The organism is Calothrix anomala FACHB-343 (assembly GCF_014696435.1).
Taxonomy (GTDB): Bacteria; Cyanobacteriota; Cyanobacteriia; order Cyanobacteriales; family Nostocaceae; genus Aulosira; species Aulosira anomala_A.
In genome coordinates, this window is sequence record NZ_JACJQG010000088.1 from 18,113 (window position 1) to 35,204 (window position 17,092).

Below are 17,092 nucleotides of genomic sequence, written 5' to 3' on the forward strand. Positions count from 1 at the left end.
AACTGTTGACTGTTGACTGTAAAATATATGTAGGGTGGTTTTTAACTCTTATCAAGCTAATTTATAATCCATTACCAATTAAAATAAACGGTGCCCAGTAAAAAGGATGATTGAGATTTTCGCTGATTTGTGGTTGTTTGTTGTTAATGGTTGCATATTTCCCGGTAATTAAGGCGATTTGCGCTTGACGTAGGGCTTCGGCTTTAGTTGTTTTGCCTTGTGCCATGATAGTATAGAAGGCATTCATCAAGGCTTGAGTACCACCGTCATCTACTGACCATAGGGTGGCGATCGCAGCTCTAGCACCGGTTTGTTGTATCTGGTAACCAAAACCGAGAATTTCTCTACCGTCGCCTAAGTAATCGCCTAAACCGGTTTCGCAGGCTGAAAGTACTACTAAATCGACGTTGGGTAAGCGCCAATTTTTAATATCTCTTAAGGTGGCGCGATCGCCGTTTCCAAATAAAATAAATGAGTCTTCTGGTTGTCCGCTAGTAAATGCAGCGTGAGTAGCTAAATGAACGACAGAATAATCGTTCATTTCTAGCACTATATCTTGATTAAATTGCCGGTCTAAGAGTTTTTTGGTGTGGGGAACGGTTTGTGCTAGGGTTTCGACTTCCACACCCGCGAAGGGTAAGCCGGAAAATTCAAACTTCTGAGAGCCGACTTCAACAGTATACTTACCTTCAGTAAAGGCTGCGGCTAACACATTTAACTGTGGCTGAGGTTTGGTGTTGAGGTCGGTTAAACTAACTGCTGTGATATTATTTATACCGAACCCTTGGATTAGCCATTGTTGCCCATCATACAAAGCAGCTAAGGGAATATAACGCAGTTGTCCGTCGGGAGCGTAGATGATGGTTTTGGCTTTGGCTTGGGCTAGGTCGTTTTCTAGGGGCTTAACGAGCCAATTATAGAGCTTTTGGGCGGGAATTTTGGCGTTAGCGGTACGGTTGGGCAATACTGAACGAAACTCCGCAATTACCCGGTTAAGCTCTGTTTGTTTAACTGCAACGGTGCGGCGAATTGGGGGTGCGTAGGGGGTGACTAATACCAATTCTAAGCGATCGCTTAAAACGAAGGGATAGAGAATAACAGCATCTTGCTGAAGTTTTTTCAGGTTATCTTGCAAAGCGCTGGCGGAAGATTCTAAATTAAAGCTTTGTCCTTGGGTAGTTTGTTGAAGTTGAACAACCCATTCCCGCACCTTGGGACTTTCGAGGAAGTTGTTAAACTGTTTGGTAACTTCCTGCTGATTTTTCCGCAGTTCGAGGATACGCTGTTTTTGCGCTGGGGTGCGGTTGTTCACGTTAATGCTTTCGAGTTGCGCGAGTTCTTTACCAAATGCAATGGCTTTATCGATTTCTGCTGTCATTCCCTGACGAATTTGCTGTTCTTGGGGAAGTTCGGTGACACCTTGCGCTGTATTATCGCTTCCGCGCACGTTGCGCAGATAATCTTCTAATTCTTGAACTTTGAGTAAATCTAGTACCCGTTGCGCTTCTAAAACGCGGTTTTATTGGAGGAGAATATCAGCTAAATGGCGATAATCTTTGGCGATGGTTTCGGTGTAAGATTCTTGGTATTCTTTGGGAAGTTCTCTGATATTTTGGCGAATGGCTTCTCTGGCATTAACTGACTGTTTAAAGAAGATAATTGCTAATTCTGGTTTATTTTGTTTTTCTAGTAAGTAACCGATACTATTGAGAACGATTCCCTCACCTTCTTTATTACCGATTTCTTGCGCAATGACTAAACTTTGCTGTAAGAATTTCCTAGCTAAATCGTACTTTCCTTGCTCAAAGTAAACCTTACCAATATTATGGAGAATTACCCATTCTGAACGCTGAGAGTCGAATTGTTGATATGTGGTTAAAGCTGGTTGTAAAAAGTCTAAGGCTAATTGATATTTACCTTGTTTGAAGTAAACCAAGCCAATATTATTAAATGTTGTAGCTTCGAGCAATTTTTTTGCTTTTTCAGCATCAACTTTTTTGACAACTGTTAAAGCCTGACGATGGTAATCTAATGCTAAATCATACTTTTCTTGTTTGTAATGGATATTTCCGATAGCATTGAGGGCGTTAACTTCTCCTCTAAAGTCACCAATAATATCGCCGTTGCTGGCAATTAAAGTAGGTCTTCTCGCAGTTTTTAAAGCATCATTATAGTATTTGACAGCGAGTTCATACTGTCCTAGTTTTTGGTAAATTCTGCCGATGTTAAACTCAATTCCTACCCAATCTCCTAAGATTTCGTTACGAATTGGTAAGGCTTGGTGATAGTAATCTAAAGCTAATTTATATTCTCCCAAACTGCTGTAAGCGATTGCCATTTGGTTGAAAGCTCGGAATTTTGTTTCCTGCTGACCGAGTTTTGTAGTAATATCTACTACTTGCTGATATTTCTCTATAGCTTGGCGATATTGTCCTTTGCGAGAAAGTTCTCCTCCTTGCTGATAGTAAATATTGCCAATAGCATTGAGACTAGCTTTTTCGTTGGATGTATCGCCTATTTCTTTGTAAAGGGATAAAGCTTGCTGATAATATTTTAATGCTTGCTGCTCATTCTTTTGGCGGTTGTAAACTTCTCCTAGTTCATAAAAACAGTTAGCGATTTTGGCTTTATCTCCTAGCTGCTGATAAATTGCTAAAGCTGCTTCAAAGGTTTTTATCGCTCTAGAATATTCCTGATTTCTGGATTGTCTCTTACCTTCTTGAAATAAGCGATCGCCTTTAAGTTTATCTGGTGTCTGCGAAAAAAATATGACTCCACCTTCTGATTTAAAAGTCGTAACCTTACCGGATGCAAACTGAATTTTTACTTCTTGATAATTTACCGCACCACTCAGAGGAGGTTTACTGAGGAGAGTTGCTTGATTATTGGCGCTTTTCACAATTTCTTGTTTAATCGCCAAAGCTTGTTGAGATGCAGCTAAAGCGGCTGAAGTTTGTCCTAACTTTTCGTAAACTAATCCCATTTGCGTGAGAATTACCGCTTCCCAAGGACGATTTTTTTGCTGGCGGACAATTGCTAAAGCTTTTTGGTAAGATTGCAAAGCAAATTGATATTTTTCTTGCAGGTATTGTCCTTGAGAAGTGTAACTATTTCCCGTCGCAAATAGCGCAACAGCGTCACCTTCTAGCCTATGGATTTGCACCAGTGGTTTTTTGCTTTCATCTCTCCCAACTTCTGTAATCAGGATGGCTTGTTTACCAGCGATTTCTTCTGTAGTATTGTTAGTAATTTCCTGCTTAAATACAACTGCTTGCTGACGATATGATTCTGCGGCTTGGGGTTGTCCTAGCTTGTCGTAAATTGTGGCGATACTTTTGAGAATTGCTTCGTGATTTGGCTGAAATTCCGCAATTCTATAGCGGCGAAAATATTCCGATTTCCCATACTGACGCCAGAGAAATTCTGCTGAAGAAAGGGAACTTTGATATTGAGAGTCACGCGCGATCGCCAATGATTTCTGATAAGCTTCTAAAGCAGCAGGGTATTGTCCTAAATTTTCGTAAGCTTTCCCAATCTGCATGAGCAAATGCGGTACTTGGATAGCAAGATGATTAGGACTATTTGACTGACTTGCGATCGCCAGCAATTCCTGGTAAACCTGTAAAGCAGCTTGATGTTGTCCCAATGCGGCGTAAGTTGCTCCCATGCTGCGTTTAATTCGCTGTTCCTGCTGATTCTCAGAACCTTGGAAGATTTCTCTGCGCTCAGTTTCTTTATTTTCCATCTCTGCGCGGAGAATTGTTAAAGCTTCCTTGTAGGAATCCAACGCATTTTGATATTGTTGGAGTGCTTGGTAGATATCCCCTATATTAGTCAGGGTATCTTCCTCTTCATTTTCCGCAAAACTTTCCCAAGACGCAGTTCCCACGACTACCTGGAGTCTTTGTCCCCGTTTCTCCATTGCAGAGATCTCTTCAGGAGTCTTAAAAGTTTCAACTGTAGTAATCGCCTGAGTAATCGGTTCTCCTGAACCTACCTTAATTAAACCATTACTAATGGCATCTGTGAGTTTAATTCCCTCTGTAGAATCAACATTGACTTTTGTACCGTATGCTACGCGAATAGTATCAGGTATTGGCGCTTTTGCTGCTTCTTCCCCCACCTCGCGCCTCATTGCTAGACTTTGCTGGTAATGCTGGAAAGCGACTCGCAACAATCCCTGGATTTCGTACATTCTCCCCATCTGATTGAGAATTACCCATTCCCAAGGACGATTTTTTTGCTGGCGGACAATTGCCAAGGCTTGCTGATAAGATTCTAAAGCAGCTTGATATCTTCCTTGGAATGCGTGCGCGTCACCATTTCTATAATGAGTTAAGGCTTCTCCTTCGAGGAAAGTAATTAAAGTTGGTCTTTTGTTGGGTGTATGATAAGTAACTAGAATTCCTTGTTTGACAATGTGCGTCGGCCAGAAAAGATGGATACCCATATCTCGCCTAATCGCTAATGCTTGTTCTTGATATTCCTGTGCGGTTTGCGGCTCTCCCTTATCAAAGTAGTAAATATAGCCAATACTATTCAGTATCTTTTCTTCCAAAAAGCGATCGCCTATTTGTCGCACTACAGGTAAAGCTTGTTTAAAATAATCTAGCGCTGCTTCCGGCTGTTTGCGTCCTTCGTTTTTATAAGTAAATCCCATCGCAGTCAGGATTTTCGCTTCCAAAGGACGATGCTGAATTTCTCGCGCTATATTTAAAGCTTGTTCGTAGAAATCCAGAGAAATCGGTCGAGCATCCCTTTGTGGATCTACTTTCCAATTGTAATCTTTCCCCAAATTAAAGATAACAGTTGCTTCCCCAGAGCGATCGCCTACTTCACGCATCTTTGTCAAAGCTTGCTTGTAAAAATCTAAAGCTTCTTCCTTGTTACCCAAAGCGCCGTAACTCATACCAATACCGTTGAGACTCCAGGCTTCCCCCGCATCGTTACCCACAAAACGCATAATGGCTAAGGCTTTCTCGTAATACTTGAGAACATCGTTATACGGCTTAATTTCTTCTGGTTTCTTAATTTTCTGGTAGTAAAGCTGCAACTGAATATAACTTAAATAAGTATTTCCCAACCCAATCAGCGTATTTGCTTCCCCAACTTTATCCCGCACAGTACGCCGAATTAATAAAGCTTCCTGGTAATATTTCAGCGCAGTTTCATACTTGCCTTGAGTTTCGTAAACTGCGGCGATATTATGCAAAGATACGCCTTCCCCAGGAAGATTACTCAATTCCCGGAAAATTGCTAAAGCTTGTTCGTGCTGCTTCAGCGCCGTTTGCGTTTCCCCCAGATTGCGGTAAACTTCTCCCAGCTTGTTGAGAGTTTCAGCTTCGGGAATACGTATAATAGAGCGATCGCTAACTTGGCGATAAATTTCTAATGCTGTTTGCAAAGACTCCAACGCAGCAGCGAATTGACTAGTCTGTAGCTGTTTGCTCCCCACCGTAAAAAACTGATCCGCTTTCGTTTTCGTCGGGTTAGGGGTTTGAGCTAACACCTGGGTATTTGCAACTACTTGCGCCGTTAAAACTGAATCTTCAGCCAAGCCAAAGCTTACCAATCCGCCATCAAGAAAAAAAGTAGCCAAGCAAGTAGTCAGCGCAGTCAATCCCACTCTTGGGGTTAGCATCAAGAAATTCCCCATTTTTGTTAACCAGACTTATCAGTTTTAACAATAAAATATTCATTAATAGCAGCTAGCATTACGAAAAAATACATAATTATTGATACAGGCTCGACAAGATATGTCAGTAGTATTATGATGAGTCTATTAACTTGATGTTTGGCAAATCGAAGCGGGGGCGAAAACCCTATAGGTTCTGCCAAAATCCCCAGAACCTTGACAAGTGAATAATTTCAGCGTTTCGAGAATTGGAGCAGATGCAAATTATTTGCAATAAGGTGGGCTGAAATTGATTAAATTTTTCGATCTGCCAAAATGCTTCTCAGGATGCTTGCTGTGGTTAGGTTTCAATACCCAGCTGTTTCCGCAACCAATTACCCCGCAAGGGGATTGAAACTTGAAGATCTTTGCTTTGGAGAGTAGAGATATAGGTTTCCGCAACCAATTACCCCGCAAGGGGATTGAAACCAATGGAGTACCAAGGAACTGCACAAATGTCTATATGTTTCCGCAACCAATTACCCCGCAAGGGGATTGAAACAAACTCTTTAAGATACCCTCTGACTAAATCAAAAGCAGTTTCCGCAACCAATTACCCCGCAAGGGGATTGAAACATTAACTGCTATGACTCCCTGCTTTAATTCCTGTAGTTTCCGCAACCAATTACCCCGCAAGGGGATTGAAACCAATCTGGCGAAGATAAAACTAATTGAATCTCTGCGACGTTTCCGCAACCAATTACCCCGCAAGGGGATTGAAACCAATCTGTCCATGCTGAACGCCCTCAGAAAGTCTGAGTTTCCGCAACCAATTACCCCGCAAGGGGATTGAAACATACGCAAAAACTACCTAACAGGTAAGCGTGTTACGTTTCCGCAACCAATTACCCCGCAAGGGGATTGAAACCTCTCACCAAAGAAGCAACTGCCAAACAGCAGGGATTAGGTTTCCGCAACCAATTACCCCGCAAGGGGATTGAAACCTCCGCCGGATACGGTTATATCTAAATCGTCATCAAGTTTCCGCAACCAATTACCCCGCAAGGGGATTGAAACGCCTATAATCAAGGTTTAGACACCCCAGAATATTCTAGTTTCCGCAACCAATTACCCCGCAAGGGGATTGAAACAAAATCTATTTCTGAATACATCAGCCGCCAAGAATTAAGTTTCCGCAACCAATTACCCCGCAAGGGGATTAAAACAATACATTGGCTAAACAAGAAATGACTAACGCTCAAGGAAAAGAAAAATAAATGTAGGTTGGGTTGAACGGAGTGAAACCCAACAATACCAAAGTTTTCGCGTTGGGTTTCGTTCCTCAACCCAACCTACAGCTACATTGGTAAAAGCCTTGAAAAATAAGCGGTTTGAGATTTTTATTTGGTGAGAGTGATTAAAGAGGATTAAAAAGAGCGATCGCAATTACGATAAATATTATTTTTGATAGCATTTTCCGACATAGTAACATATACCCGTAGGGGCATGGCACTGCCATGCCCTCTACAATATATTGATATGTCGCTGTTGCGTGTTGTGACAAAGCATGTAAATCTATGTTTAGTAATATTACTGAAAATATCAAGGCTTTACTAAAGCGTTACATCAGAAAAATTGGGTAGTAACTGGGTAGTAATTGGGTAGTTTTACCCTATATAACCACCGGAGATTGATCCATAATAATTGATATAAATCATCGCTGGCAACCACATTTAAAGCTAGCATTTAGTAAATCTTGCGATAGACCGAAACCCTGAGACAAAACTCAGGGTTTTTTAAATTTATTTATCAGTCTTAATCCGTAAATTGACTCACAACCTCTGATGCGCGATTAAGCAATGAAAGAGCGATCGCCTGTTACAGGAAAAATTAACTGAGAATTGCTGTTGTAGAATCTTGATAGTATTTTATATAACAAGTATACCTAACTTTATTTTTAACCAGCAGCCGCAAGCTTGATGAAATTACTACCCTACGATAGCTTTACGATTGTCGTACCTCAACCACTATCTGTGGTTTTGCAACGGCTAAATGCAAAAGTTGAAGCACCAAAACTATATAGATTCTCTAGAGAACACGCGCCTTATCAAGGAACTGTTTCTGAGCAAGGGTTTCAAATTACGCGGATTATTCACTATCGCAACTCGTTTTTACCAGTGATTAAAGGACGCTTTCAAATCGAGTCTTCTTATCAAACAGAAGTACATATAAAAATGAGCCTACATCCTTTTGTCATGGCGTTTTTAGGATTTTGGTTTTTCTTTTGGTATAGTGCAACCATTCCTATCAGTTTAGTAGGTTCTATGCCGAATGGAATGCCAATATTATTTTTAGGAATGCCGATATTAATGTTGATTATATTTTGGTTTGCCTTTTGGAATGAAGCAAATCGCAGTCGCAATGAATTGACGCAAATTATCCAGGGAGAATTATAGGTTGTCAGTTCTAAGAGTTAGAAGACTACTGCGCTTCAGTGAATTTATGTAAGAAAATATTAGGAATTACGCACAAAACCTCTCTAACTCTAATTTCTCTGTGAACTCTGTCTTGAAAAGTTCAGATCGGCGGAAACCGCCGCTCCGACTTTTCGCTGTGTTCTCTGCGGTTCATTTCTTCATGATCTTTACGTAAGTCCTGAATCTATGATTTGTATGACGCATTGGTGCGTTGCGCTGCGCGACAACACACCCTACATATACTGAAATCTTCTTTAATTTTGAATTTTGAATTTTGAATTTTGAATTGTTAATATTCTTAAGTCGTTCGCTATTAACAGAAAAATTCTGCATAACAAATAAGCTAAAAATAGCGCTACAGAATGTTTTATGACTTCAACACATTCTCAAAAAGTCCTAAAAATGATTGAGGATAAATTACTGGAAGCTTATGCAAGATACTACGGGGACTTGAATGTTGGAGATATGTCTCCGGAAGAATTCGTTAACACCTACGGACGCATTGAAGATAGGGTTAATGGTAATTTAAACTTAGGCGCGATCGCACCTGATGAATCAACCTCTACTTTCTCGACAAACTCAGCTAAAGCGGATCGCAATTCAGAATCATCCAAAGATTCCCAAAATGTCGCCTGAGATGCGATCGCAATTTTCCGTTTAGCATTCTCAAAAGCATCCTTATCAACTATTCTTGTGGGCGTTGATAGGGTGCTAATTGTTACCTCAATTTTGGCGATCGCTTCAATAATATCTGGGTTAGAACTGCGTAACCCCCGCAAAACAGATAATTCGTTGGTTAAGTTTTCAATTTCTTTGGTGTTGATTATCTCCATTGTGGTTGACTGGCTTTGTAAATAGCCAATTAAATTGGGTGCATTGTCACATAAAGCCGCGATCGTCTGGGCGATGATTTCCCGCAATCGCGGACATTTGGCATTATCGCAATGATACTTACCAGGTTTGTTGTAGTTAACACAGCGTATATACTCGACTTTCGTTTTGTGGCGGGAAAAGTTGCGATACATACTTCCGCCACAATGAACGCATTTAATTAAACCTGCGAGTGGATATTCACCACGGGTAGATGTGGCGGAACTGCGATACTTTTTATTTGCTAATAATTTATTTTGAATTGCGGCTACGGTATCTGCGGTAATTAAAGCTGGGTGGGTGTTGAAGTTAATAATAGGTTCCCGATTTACACCTGGCTTTTTTTTGACAAAATAAGCCGTATGTCCTTGTAATGCGGGATTTTTCACCCAATCTCGCAACCCAGCGACGCTAAACACTACCTCATATTCCTGGTAAATATAATTGCAGACATCCTTAAGCGATCGCATCGACAAAGTTAAATCAATAATTATCTTAGCTAGCTCAAAGTAAGTTTTACCTGATTTCTCGTGAATCTGATAATTCGGCGTTAATCGCTGATTTTCGTCTTTACTATAGCCAAAGGGCGGTACGCAATACTTTAATTGCTGGCGAAAATAATTATTACCATGTTTAATCCTCTGAGATAACAGCCGCGATTCAAATTCCGCCAAACCAGACATTTGATTAATACTAAACCAGCCAAAGGGCGAATTTGGGTCAACTGGTGCATCCAATATCCGCAGATTGACGTTATGCTTAACGAAAATATCAATCGCTTTGTGAATCGCAATTACACTGCGCCCTAAACGATCCACACGAGTGATAATAATTTCATCAACTTGATTGTGCTGCGCCAACTTCAGCAACTCGTTATACTGTTTTCTCCCATCATTGCGTCCCGATTCTATATCTATTAAAACTTCCGTTGCACCCGCCGCTTTTAATCTCGCTATTTGCTGATTTAAGGCGTCAAACTCCTCAGCTTGTTCTTGCGTACTCACGCGGGCGTAACCGTAAACTCTCATGGGAATTTATCTAAATCAGTCTCCAAATCATATCACAAAGGTGTTGTTGTAAGTGCTATGGTTCTGCTGTACCTACTACATATTCCAACAAAGCTTCGCCACCAAAGCGGTTACCCAGGTTTTTACTGCCAATAAATCCGGGCGCAATCACCGGAATCACAGGAGTTCCTAATTTTTCCGCCGCAGTTTTGCACACAGCATCCATATCATCGCCAATTAAAGCTGTGACGCAGGTAGCGTAAACAAAGATAGCTGCTGGATTATAACGTTTATGTATTTCCGCGATCGCTTTATAGAGTTTCTTCTCGCCACCAAAAATGACATCATTTTCAGTTAAGTCAGTGGTAAACCCCGTTTTGTAAAGCATGGGGCCTGAAGAGAGACTACCACGACTACCCCAGGAATTACCAGCGCAAGCGATCGGCCCGTGGACTAAATGAGCAGCATCCGTAATGGGTACCAGAGCAATCATCGCCCCATCAAACGCGCAACCGCCTTGAGCTGCTCCCGGTTGTGCTTGTTGGGTACAAGATTTATTTTTCTTTTCGCTCTGTTTGTGCTGATTATGTTCGCATCCTGACTCACTAAGCAGCTCGTTGATTTTACCTTGGGTGATTTTCATCTCTCTTCTCTTGCTGGATGGCAGGTTTATACCAATTCAAAATTCAAAATTCAAAATTCAAAATTTAGAAAATGAAGATATTGCTGAATTTAGTAGAATTGGTGTGAATTGTTCTCTGAGTGTTGTCCGTTGTCATTCGTCGTTGTACTTTGAATAATTAATGACTAATGACTAATGACCAATGACTAATGACTAATGACTAAATGGTAATAGGTAATGGGTATTGATTAATGTCTCAGGTCTAACAAATGTATTGCGTTACATCCTCGCCACATTCATCGCTCAGAAAAGATAAAGCCCGCAAACGCAAACTAATTACCTCGTCATACAAAGGATTAAATTTGCACAGTGCTGGAATATGATAAGTATGCCCAAATAAATTAATGTCGCGCTCAAACGGGCAACAGCAAGGAATGACGCGACAAATTAAATGAGCAAAATTAGCATTCTTTACTTTAATACCATCTACCAGACGACGCAAAGGCTTAAGAATATCAAAAGAACCAGAGCCTTTATAGTTAGGTGGATGGTAATTTGGATGAGGATGAGGGTGATTGTGAGTTATACTTGCCATAATCAATACCTCAGTTACAGGAAAAAGTAAAAAGTAAAAGATATTTCTTGTTACTTTTTACTTTTAAAATATGCCGCGAGTGACTGTAATTTCTAACGAACTAAGTCGTAGGAAATATCGGTCTTAGAAGGAATGTTAGTACGTTGATCGATGTCCTCGAAGATTGTATTAACAACCCAGTTGAGGAGGTTAATTACACCTTGGTAACCGATGGTGCTGTAGCGGTGCAAGTGGTGACGATCCATGATAGGATAGCCGATTCTCACTAAGGGTACCTTGCAATCGCGCCATAGGTACTTACCGTAGGAGTTACCGATTAACAAATCAACTGGTTCGGTGAACAACAGAGAACTAATGCGCTGACTATCAGGTAAAATTAAACTAACGCTGCAATGGTTGAATATATGAACGTTTGGGGTTATGCGCGGGTTTCCACAGATGAACAAGCAGAAGATAAAGGCGCGTTAATTAAGCAGATGCGACGGTTGCGGGATGCTGGCGCAACGCAGATATATTATGACGTAGAAAGCCGAACGAGCGATCGCCGCAAAGGACTGTTACAGTTAATTGAAGATATTAATGCATCTGCACCTGGGAAAGTAGCCAAGCTGTTATTTATTCGCATCGACCGGTTAACATCTTCATCAATGACATTTTATCGGTTGATGGATGCGTTAAAAAAGAAAGGTATACAACCATCCGCCTTAGATGAACCTTTTGATTTATCAAGTATTGGTGGTGAGTTAACAATTGATGTCAGACTAGCAGCATCAAAGTATGAGGTTAAAATGCTGGCGATGCGAGTCAAAAAAGAACGCGACACCCGCAAAGAAAATAAAAAACCTCACTGGAATGCTCCATTGGGGTATATTGTGGAGGATGATAAATATAAACGCGATGAACGTCCTTGCGTTTGCTTGCTTGCAGGTAAGCGAGAATTGACGCGATCGCAATTAATGCGATTTGTCTTTGATACCTTTTTTACAGTCGGTACAGTCTCCCAAACCGTAAAAGTTCTTCACGATACTTTCGGCATTCAAGCCAACGCAGTCCCCAAAGCCACAGATAGCAGAATAAATATCCTCACAGAAAATGAGGAAATTGTACTAGAAAATATCAACAAATCCCGTAGCGGCGCATTAAATTTGCGTTATCCCCACACCGGCTTGAAATGGTCTGTTTCTGGGTTACGCTCGATACTGGTTAACCCTATCTATGCAGGGGGAACGCTGTACAATATTATGGTTCGCCCCAAAGGACACCGCAAACCCTTCGATGAATGGGAAGTCACCTGGGGAACCCACGAAGACGAAGCGATTATTACCCGCGAAGAACACGAACGCATCAAAGCCACAATCCGAGAGAATCGCAATAATCGCTGGGCTACCGAACAAAAACATATTAACCCATTCGCCAACTTAGTCAAATGCGCTCATTGTGGCGCAGCTTATAGCCGCCAGTGCAAAAAATTAGTAAAACGCCAAGGTTTTATTCGTCATCATTATCAATGCAGTTTTTACCGTACAAATGCTTGTCAAAATGGACGTATGATAGCTTCCGATGAATTAGAAAAGCAAGTAATTCATCATCTAGTTCGCGAAGCAGAAAAATTAGCAGGATTAGTAGAACAAAAAATTGATAATACTGAAGAATCAGCAGAAATTAAAACACTTCGTACTTCTTTAAACACCTTAGACGCATTACCATCAAATCCCGCCATTGAAAAAGCCAAAGAAGATATGAGAATGCAAATAGCCACAGCTTTAGCGATGACAAATAACACATCGACACAATATTTAATTGCTAAAGAACGAATTATTTCTGCCTTCTCTAATGAGAGATATTGGCAACAATTAGAACCAGAAGATAAACAAACTTTACTTAAAGGATGTATCAAAAAAATCGTGGTAGATGGCAACCTAGTAACAGGAGTTGAACTACTATATTTACACTAAGCAACTTTTTTCGATTTACGCTGCTTAGTAACTTTTTTCTCTGACTTTACCTGATGCACCTGAGCGTTTTGACGTTCTAGTTCCCGTTGCTCAAATTCAATCACAGTGCGGGCAACCAATTCAGCAAGTGTTTCATATCGTGTCATTTATAGCGGCTCCATCATTACCTTAAACATAGCGAAGAAATCAAAAAAATCTGTTAGCTGTAAGCTTTTTTTATGTATTAAAATTTGCCAGATTAATTAATGATAAAAACCGCTATGAATGCAGAGGTATTTATGCTGATTACAGAGAGCGATCGCTAAAAAATTGACGCCAAAATTATCATGTATTAAAGCAATCAAATATATAGGCAATATCCACACACATTCTAAGTAAAAAATATATTAATCCCAATAATGTGTAGGGGCATGGCAATGCCATGCCCTCTAGAATATATAAGTAACTCGGTGGAAATAAACCAAACTATGTTAAAAAAGGTAAATAGACTTGAAATCCTTACCAATGACCAAGGACAAATGACAGCCTCAGCCAGTTGTCTTTAATTTTGCCGACCTATTTAGATGTATCGCCAATATTATTTAAATTGGTATCACTTAAGCCGAACTTCCACTTTCGCCAGTCATCACCGCAGCTGTAATTAAATGTGCTAACCGTAAAGCTTCGGGAACTTTCCCGCAGTCAGTTAAGCGTTCCAATACCTGAGCTATCACAGCAGGTTCTTCACCGCTAACTTGAAAGAAAAACGGTGCATAATCGTAAATCGTCCCGGCTTGCTGTAATATTTGATATCGCTTTTGAAACTCCGGTAAATTCTTCATAGCTGCTTCCACCGCAGCTAAATCAGGTTGACGACGCATCACAGTTACACAGGGTAATTGTAAGCGCAGAGATAATTCTGGAAGATTGACGACATTAAACCCACCAAAGGCAATGCCATCTAACAATACTAGATGTAATTGCGGTAAAAACTTTTTGCCGATTAACAAATTGCAGATAACATCTGTAGCATCAAAACCATCTTGGTGAATTTTACCCCAAACCATACCTTCAAATCGCGTTCCCGCACACACTACCCCAGCCAGAGATACATATTCATCAACACCCTTGACAAAAGGTGCATCATCAAAGCCGATAACGCGAATAGTCCGATTGAGTTTGACTAAAGATTCAAGTTTCATGAAGCTGTTATTTGCGGACTGAACTCCTGACTACAAACCTTTAATTAGTTGCAATAGCATAGCCTAGATATACCTAAATATAACCTTTGACTGTAGAATTTATCACCTTAGATAGATGAAAACATTAGTTAAGATATAGTGTTTTTTTTGACAAAAAATGGTAATCTACAAACTCATTTTGAGTCAAAACTGAGGTAAGTACATGGAAGCTCTCGCACTTCCTATATTTCTGATTTTGATGGCGTTGACTATTCATCTTCCCCAAAGAGGCCCAGCTAAAATCAGCAGGACGAGAGGTGGAAGCGTAGTTATTAATGTCACATTCAATCAAAACAAGACATTTCCCATGATTTTGGATACAGGCGCGGATATGACAATCATTACGCAAAAAATGGCTAGTGCCTTAAAGGTAGAACAAATGGGTGCAATTCCTTTTAGGGTGGCTAATAACCAAGTAGTGCTTTGGCCTGTAGGGATGGTAAAGTCGGTAGAAGTTGGTGGTGCGTTAGTAGATAATGTTAATGTAGCGATCGCACCTGAAAGGTCAATGGGTCTTTTAGGACAAAGCTTTTTAGCAAAATGTGATTACACCATCGAAGGCGATGTTTTAAAATGCACTCGCAAATGGACACCAGAAGGTTGATATTTTCGCAATTAAAAAACTGAGATGTAGCCAAAATTTGGTGGATTACATCTGTTATCTGATTTTAGTTAATTAGCATAAGACGTACTCTTCTGTGTCAATTTCATTAATTTCGTCGTTATGCGAAATATAAAATTAGCAACATATTATGCACAAACAACAAGTCTAGAAATTTAATTTACGAGTAATACTATTTCGATATGAAGATGCATATTATTAGCCTGCGGAGGCAGGCTTTGTTTATTTAGCCCCAGGCTACTGGTTACTGCGGGCGTTAATGTGCAACCTCATATAAAATTGGTATAATCCAATTTTTATTATTAGTTCTCTTCTAATTCTGCACTCGGCTTATATTTTTTGACGATCACCATCAGACAGATACAACTCACTGCTAAAGCGAATGGGTTTAATGCTCCACTGTCTAAGATAATGTAAATTCCTAATCCTACCAAAACGAAGGGAACAAGATTATTACCGTAACGGTTGAGAATAGTGCCAATATTGCTTTGGCTAATTAATTTGTAGCTAGCATAACACCAAACTCCTACCAGCAAAAAGAAAATACTGATAATTATTACTAGTCTAATGAGATTACTGTTAGCGAATAATGGCATATAAATACTAACATTATCGCTACCATTGGCAATAGTAATTGCCGCTACACTATAAGTCTGTGGAGAAAGAAAGCTGAGGAATGAATAATTTTTATCTAACTGCAATGCTTCATTTTCTGCATCTGCATCATCGCTTTCTTGATTGAGCCAATTACTTAAACCAATTGCTATTGGTACTAATCCCAGTAATCCAATCCAGTGCTGAGGTACGATTAAACCACCAAGGAAACCAGCCAAGCTAGCAATTACTAAAACAGCAAATCCGAGAAATTGACCAATAATAATATGTCGATAACGAAAATTTTGATTGATTTGTGAGAACCAAAGGGACAAAATCACTAAGTCATCAAGATTAGTGGCAGTAAAAGCTGTTATTCCTGTAGGAATGGCTGTAATTAATTCTTCCATTGCACGGTTGGGGATATTGGATAATTTATTGCTATTCGTTAATCAATATTGTTAGCTGAATGAGCAAAAAAGGCGCATAATTTAGGGGTGATTTAGCTTGGACTTTTTTTGTGCGATCGCTCTTCTTACTTAAGTTTCAACTTACCCGGATTTGAAAATAAATGCAAACATTTATTTTTGTTGAATTTATAAATAAAAATGATTGATTGCATATTTCATAACTAAATACTAATTTATGAATGTCTAGAATCTGAGGTTGGGCTGCTTAAAGGTTAAAATCTGCAATATAGAATCCAAAATTTGTATAATTGGAGTTAAAAGTGATGACAGAAAAAATTGTGAATATTACTAATTTTCATGCTCACGTTTACTTCGATGTTACAAATCGTGAGGTGGCTGCACGTGTACGCGAAGGCTTAGGTACAAATTTTGATGTGCAATTAGGACGTTGGCACGAAAAGCCGATAGGGCCCCACCCAAAATCAATGTATCAAGTTTTATTTTCTCCAGAACAGTTTGGTAAAGTTGTTCCTTGGTTAATGCTCCATCGCGAAGACTTGGATATTTTAGTTCACCCTACAACAGGAAATGATGTAGCGGATCATACAAGTCATGCTTTATGGTTAGGAAACAAACTAGAGCTAAATATCAAAATTCTCGAACAGATTCGTAATTCGTAAGATGAGGATACAGCAAACCCTAATTAATTCATGAACATATCAAAATGATATGCTGAGGACAAAAGACATGATTAACTTTGCCAAAAAAAGCAGTTAAGTATATATTGTCATCAAAGGTAGTTGCAAAGTTATTATCTGGCTTAACCTGCATTTCATTAAATGACACATAACAGCCCTTGCCAGTATTTTCGGGAGCATCCCAATTTTGACGCAATACCCTAGAAGGGTATTGCTATACCAACAAAGCCTGCCGAAGCCGGCTAAAAGTTTGATAGCCTGCGAAGGCAGGCTTCGTATTTCTAGCCCCACCCTTATAGGGCTTGTCATTACCAACATCTTTTAAAGTGATTGGGTAATCAAATCAGCAGCCCAACACATATCCTGTAATCGCAACCAGCCTCGCCATAAGGTCTGCCAACCGGGCAG

The 17,092-nt window shown here is 40.0% G+C and carries 11 protein-coding genes, 2 pseudogenes and 1 CRISPR repeat array; of the genes and pseudogenes, 4 read left to right on the plus strand and 9 right to left on the minus strand.

What is annotated here, in order from left to right; genetic code table 11:
• Positions 1 to 61: 61 nt before the first annotated feature.
• Positions 62 to 1,447 (minus strand): CHAT domain-containing protein, encoded by a 1,386-nt coding sequence (locus tag H6G08_RS37860; protein ID WP_313943453.1) that lies wholly within the window; start codon positions 1,445 to 1,447, stop codon positions 62 to 64.
• A gap of 72 nt (positions 1,448 to 1,519) precedes the next feature.
• Positions 1,520 to 5,641, minus strand: coding sequence for a DUF2225 domain-containing protein (locus tag H6G08_RS32855; protein ID WP_242046369.1), 4,122 nt, complete (start codon positions 5,639 to 5,641; stop codon positions 1,520 to 1,522).
• Between the two features lie 354 nt (positions 5,642 to 5,995).
• A CRISPR array of direct repeats spans positions 5,996 to 6,840; the repeat unit is 37 nt; unit sequence GTTTCCGCAACCAATTACCCCGCAAGGGGATTGAAAC.
• Between the two features lie 753 nt (positions 6,841 to 7,593).
• Here H6G08_RS32855 and H6G08_RS32860 point away from each other — a divergent pair.
• Positions 7,594 to 8,070, plus strand: a complete 477-nt coding sequence (locus H6G08_RS32860) for a hypothetical protein (protein ID WP_190550882.1) — start codon at positions 7,594 to 7,596, stop codon at positions 8,068 to 8,070.
• A gap of 512 nt (positions 8,071 to 8,582) precedes the next feature.
• On the opposite strand, the gene xisF (H6G08_RS32865) is transcribed toward H6G08_RS32860, so the two are convergent.
• The 4 genes and pseudogenes from xisF (H6G08_RS32865) to H6G08_RS32880 form a co-directional block, all read right to left on the minus strand.
• Entirely contained in the window at positions 8,583 to 9,989 is a 1,407-nt protein-coding gene (xisF, locus tag H6G08_RS32865; protein ID WP_190550884.1) for a fdxN element excision recombinase XisF, read from the minus strand.
• Positions 9,990 to 10,047: 58 nt separating this feature from the next.
• Positions 10,048 to 10,611 (minus strand): annotated as a pseudogene (locus H6G08_RS32870) (nitrogenase component 1); the annotation flags it as partial.
• 241 nt (positions 10,612 to 10,852) lie between these two features.
• On the minus strand, positions 10,853 to 11,185 hold the full coding sequence (locus H6G08_RS32875) for a Mo-dependent nitrogenase C-terminal domain-containing protein (protein WP_190550886.1): 333 nt from the start codon (positions 11,183 to 11,185) through the stop codon (positions 10,853 to 10,855).
• A gap of 92 nt (positions 11,186 to 11,277) precedes the next feature.
• A pseudogene (locus H6G08_RS32880) lies at positions 11,278 to 11,553 on the minus strand (nitrogenase component 1); the annotation flags it as partial.
• A 36-nt stretch (positions 11,554 to 11,589) separates the two neighbouring features.
• Here H6G08_RS32880 and xisF (H6G08_RS32885) point away from each other — a divergent pair.
• On the plus strand, positions 11,590 to 13,140 hold the full coding sequence (gene xisF, locus H6G08_RS32885; protein ID WP_190550888.1) for a fdxN element excision recombinase XisF: 1,551 nt from the start codon (positions 11,590 to 11,592) through the stop codon (positions 13,138 to 13,140).
• Here the strand turns inward: xisF (H6G08_RS32885) and H6G08_RS32890 are convergent.
• Positions 13,137 to 13,286 (minus strand): hypothetical protein, encoded by a 150-nt coding sequence (locus tag H6G08_RS32890; RefSeq protein ID WP_190550890.1) that lies wholly within the window; start codon positions 13,284 to 13,286, stop codon positions 13,137 to 13,139. The two genes, xisF (H6G08_RS32885) and H6G08_RS32890, sit on opposite strands and share 4 nt — an antisense overlap.
• A gap of 450 nt (positions 13,287 to 13,736) precedes the next feature.
• The gene (locus H6G08_RS32895; protein ID WP_190550891.1) at positions 13,737 to 14,321 is read right to left on the minus strand and encodes an endonuclease dU; all 585 of its coding nucleotides are present in this window, start codon (positions 14,319 to 14,321) and stop codon (positions 13,737 to 13,739) included.
• Between the two features lie 202 nt (positions 14,322 to 14,523).
• Here H6G08_RS32895 and H6G08_RS32900 point away from each other — a divergent pair, with 202 nt between their 5' ends.
• Positions 14,524 to 14,964 (plus strand): retropepsin-like aspartic protease family protein, encoded by a 441-nt coding sequence (locus H6G08_RS32900; RefSeq protein ID WP_190550893.1) that lies wholly within the window; start codon positions 14,524 to 14,526, stop codon positions 14,962 to 14,964.
• A 320-nt stretch (positions 14,965 to 15,284) separates the two neighbouring features.
• Here the strand turns inward: H6G08_RS32900 and H6G08_RS32905 are convergent, their stop codons facing one another.
• Positions 15,285 to 15,986 (minus strand): cadmium resistance transporter, encoded by a 702-nt coding sequence (locus H6G08_RS32905; RefSeq protein ID WP_190550895.1) that lies wholly within the window; start codon positions 15,984 to 15,986, stop codon positions 15,285 to 15,287.
• 323 nt (positions 15,987 to 16,309) lie between these two features.
• Between H6G08_RS32905 and H6G08_RS32910 the strand changes: the two genes are divergently transcribed.
• The gene (locus H6G08_RS32910; protein WP_190550897.1) at positions 16,310 to 16,666 is read left to right on the plus strand and encodes a DOPA 4,5-dioxygenase family protein; all 357 of its coding nucleotides are present in this window, start codon (positions 16,310 to 16,312) and stop codon (positions 16,664 to 16,666) included.
• Positions 16,667 to 17,092: the final 426 nt, after the last annotated feature.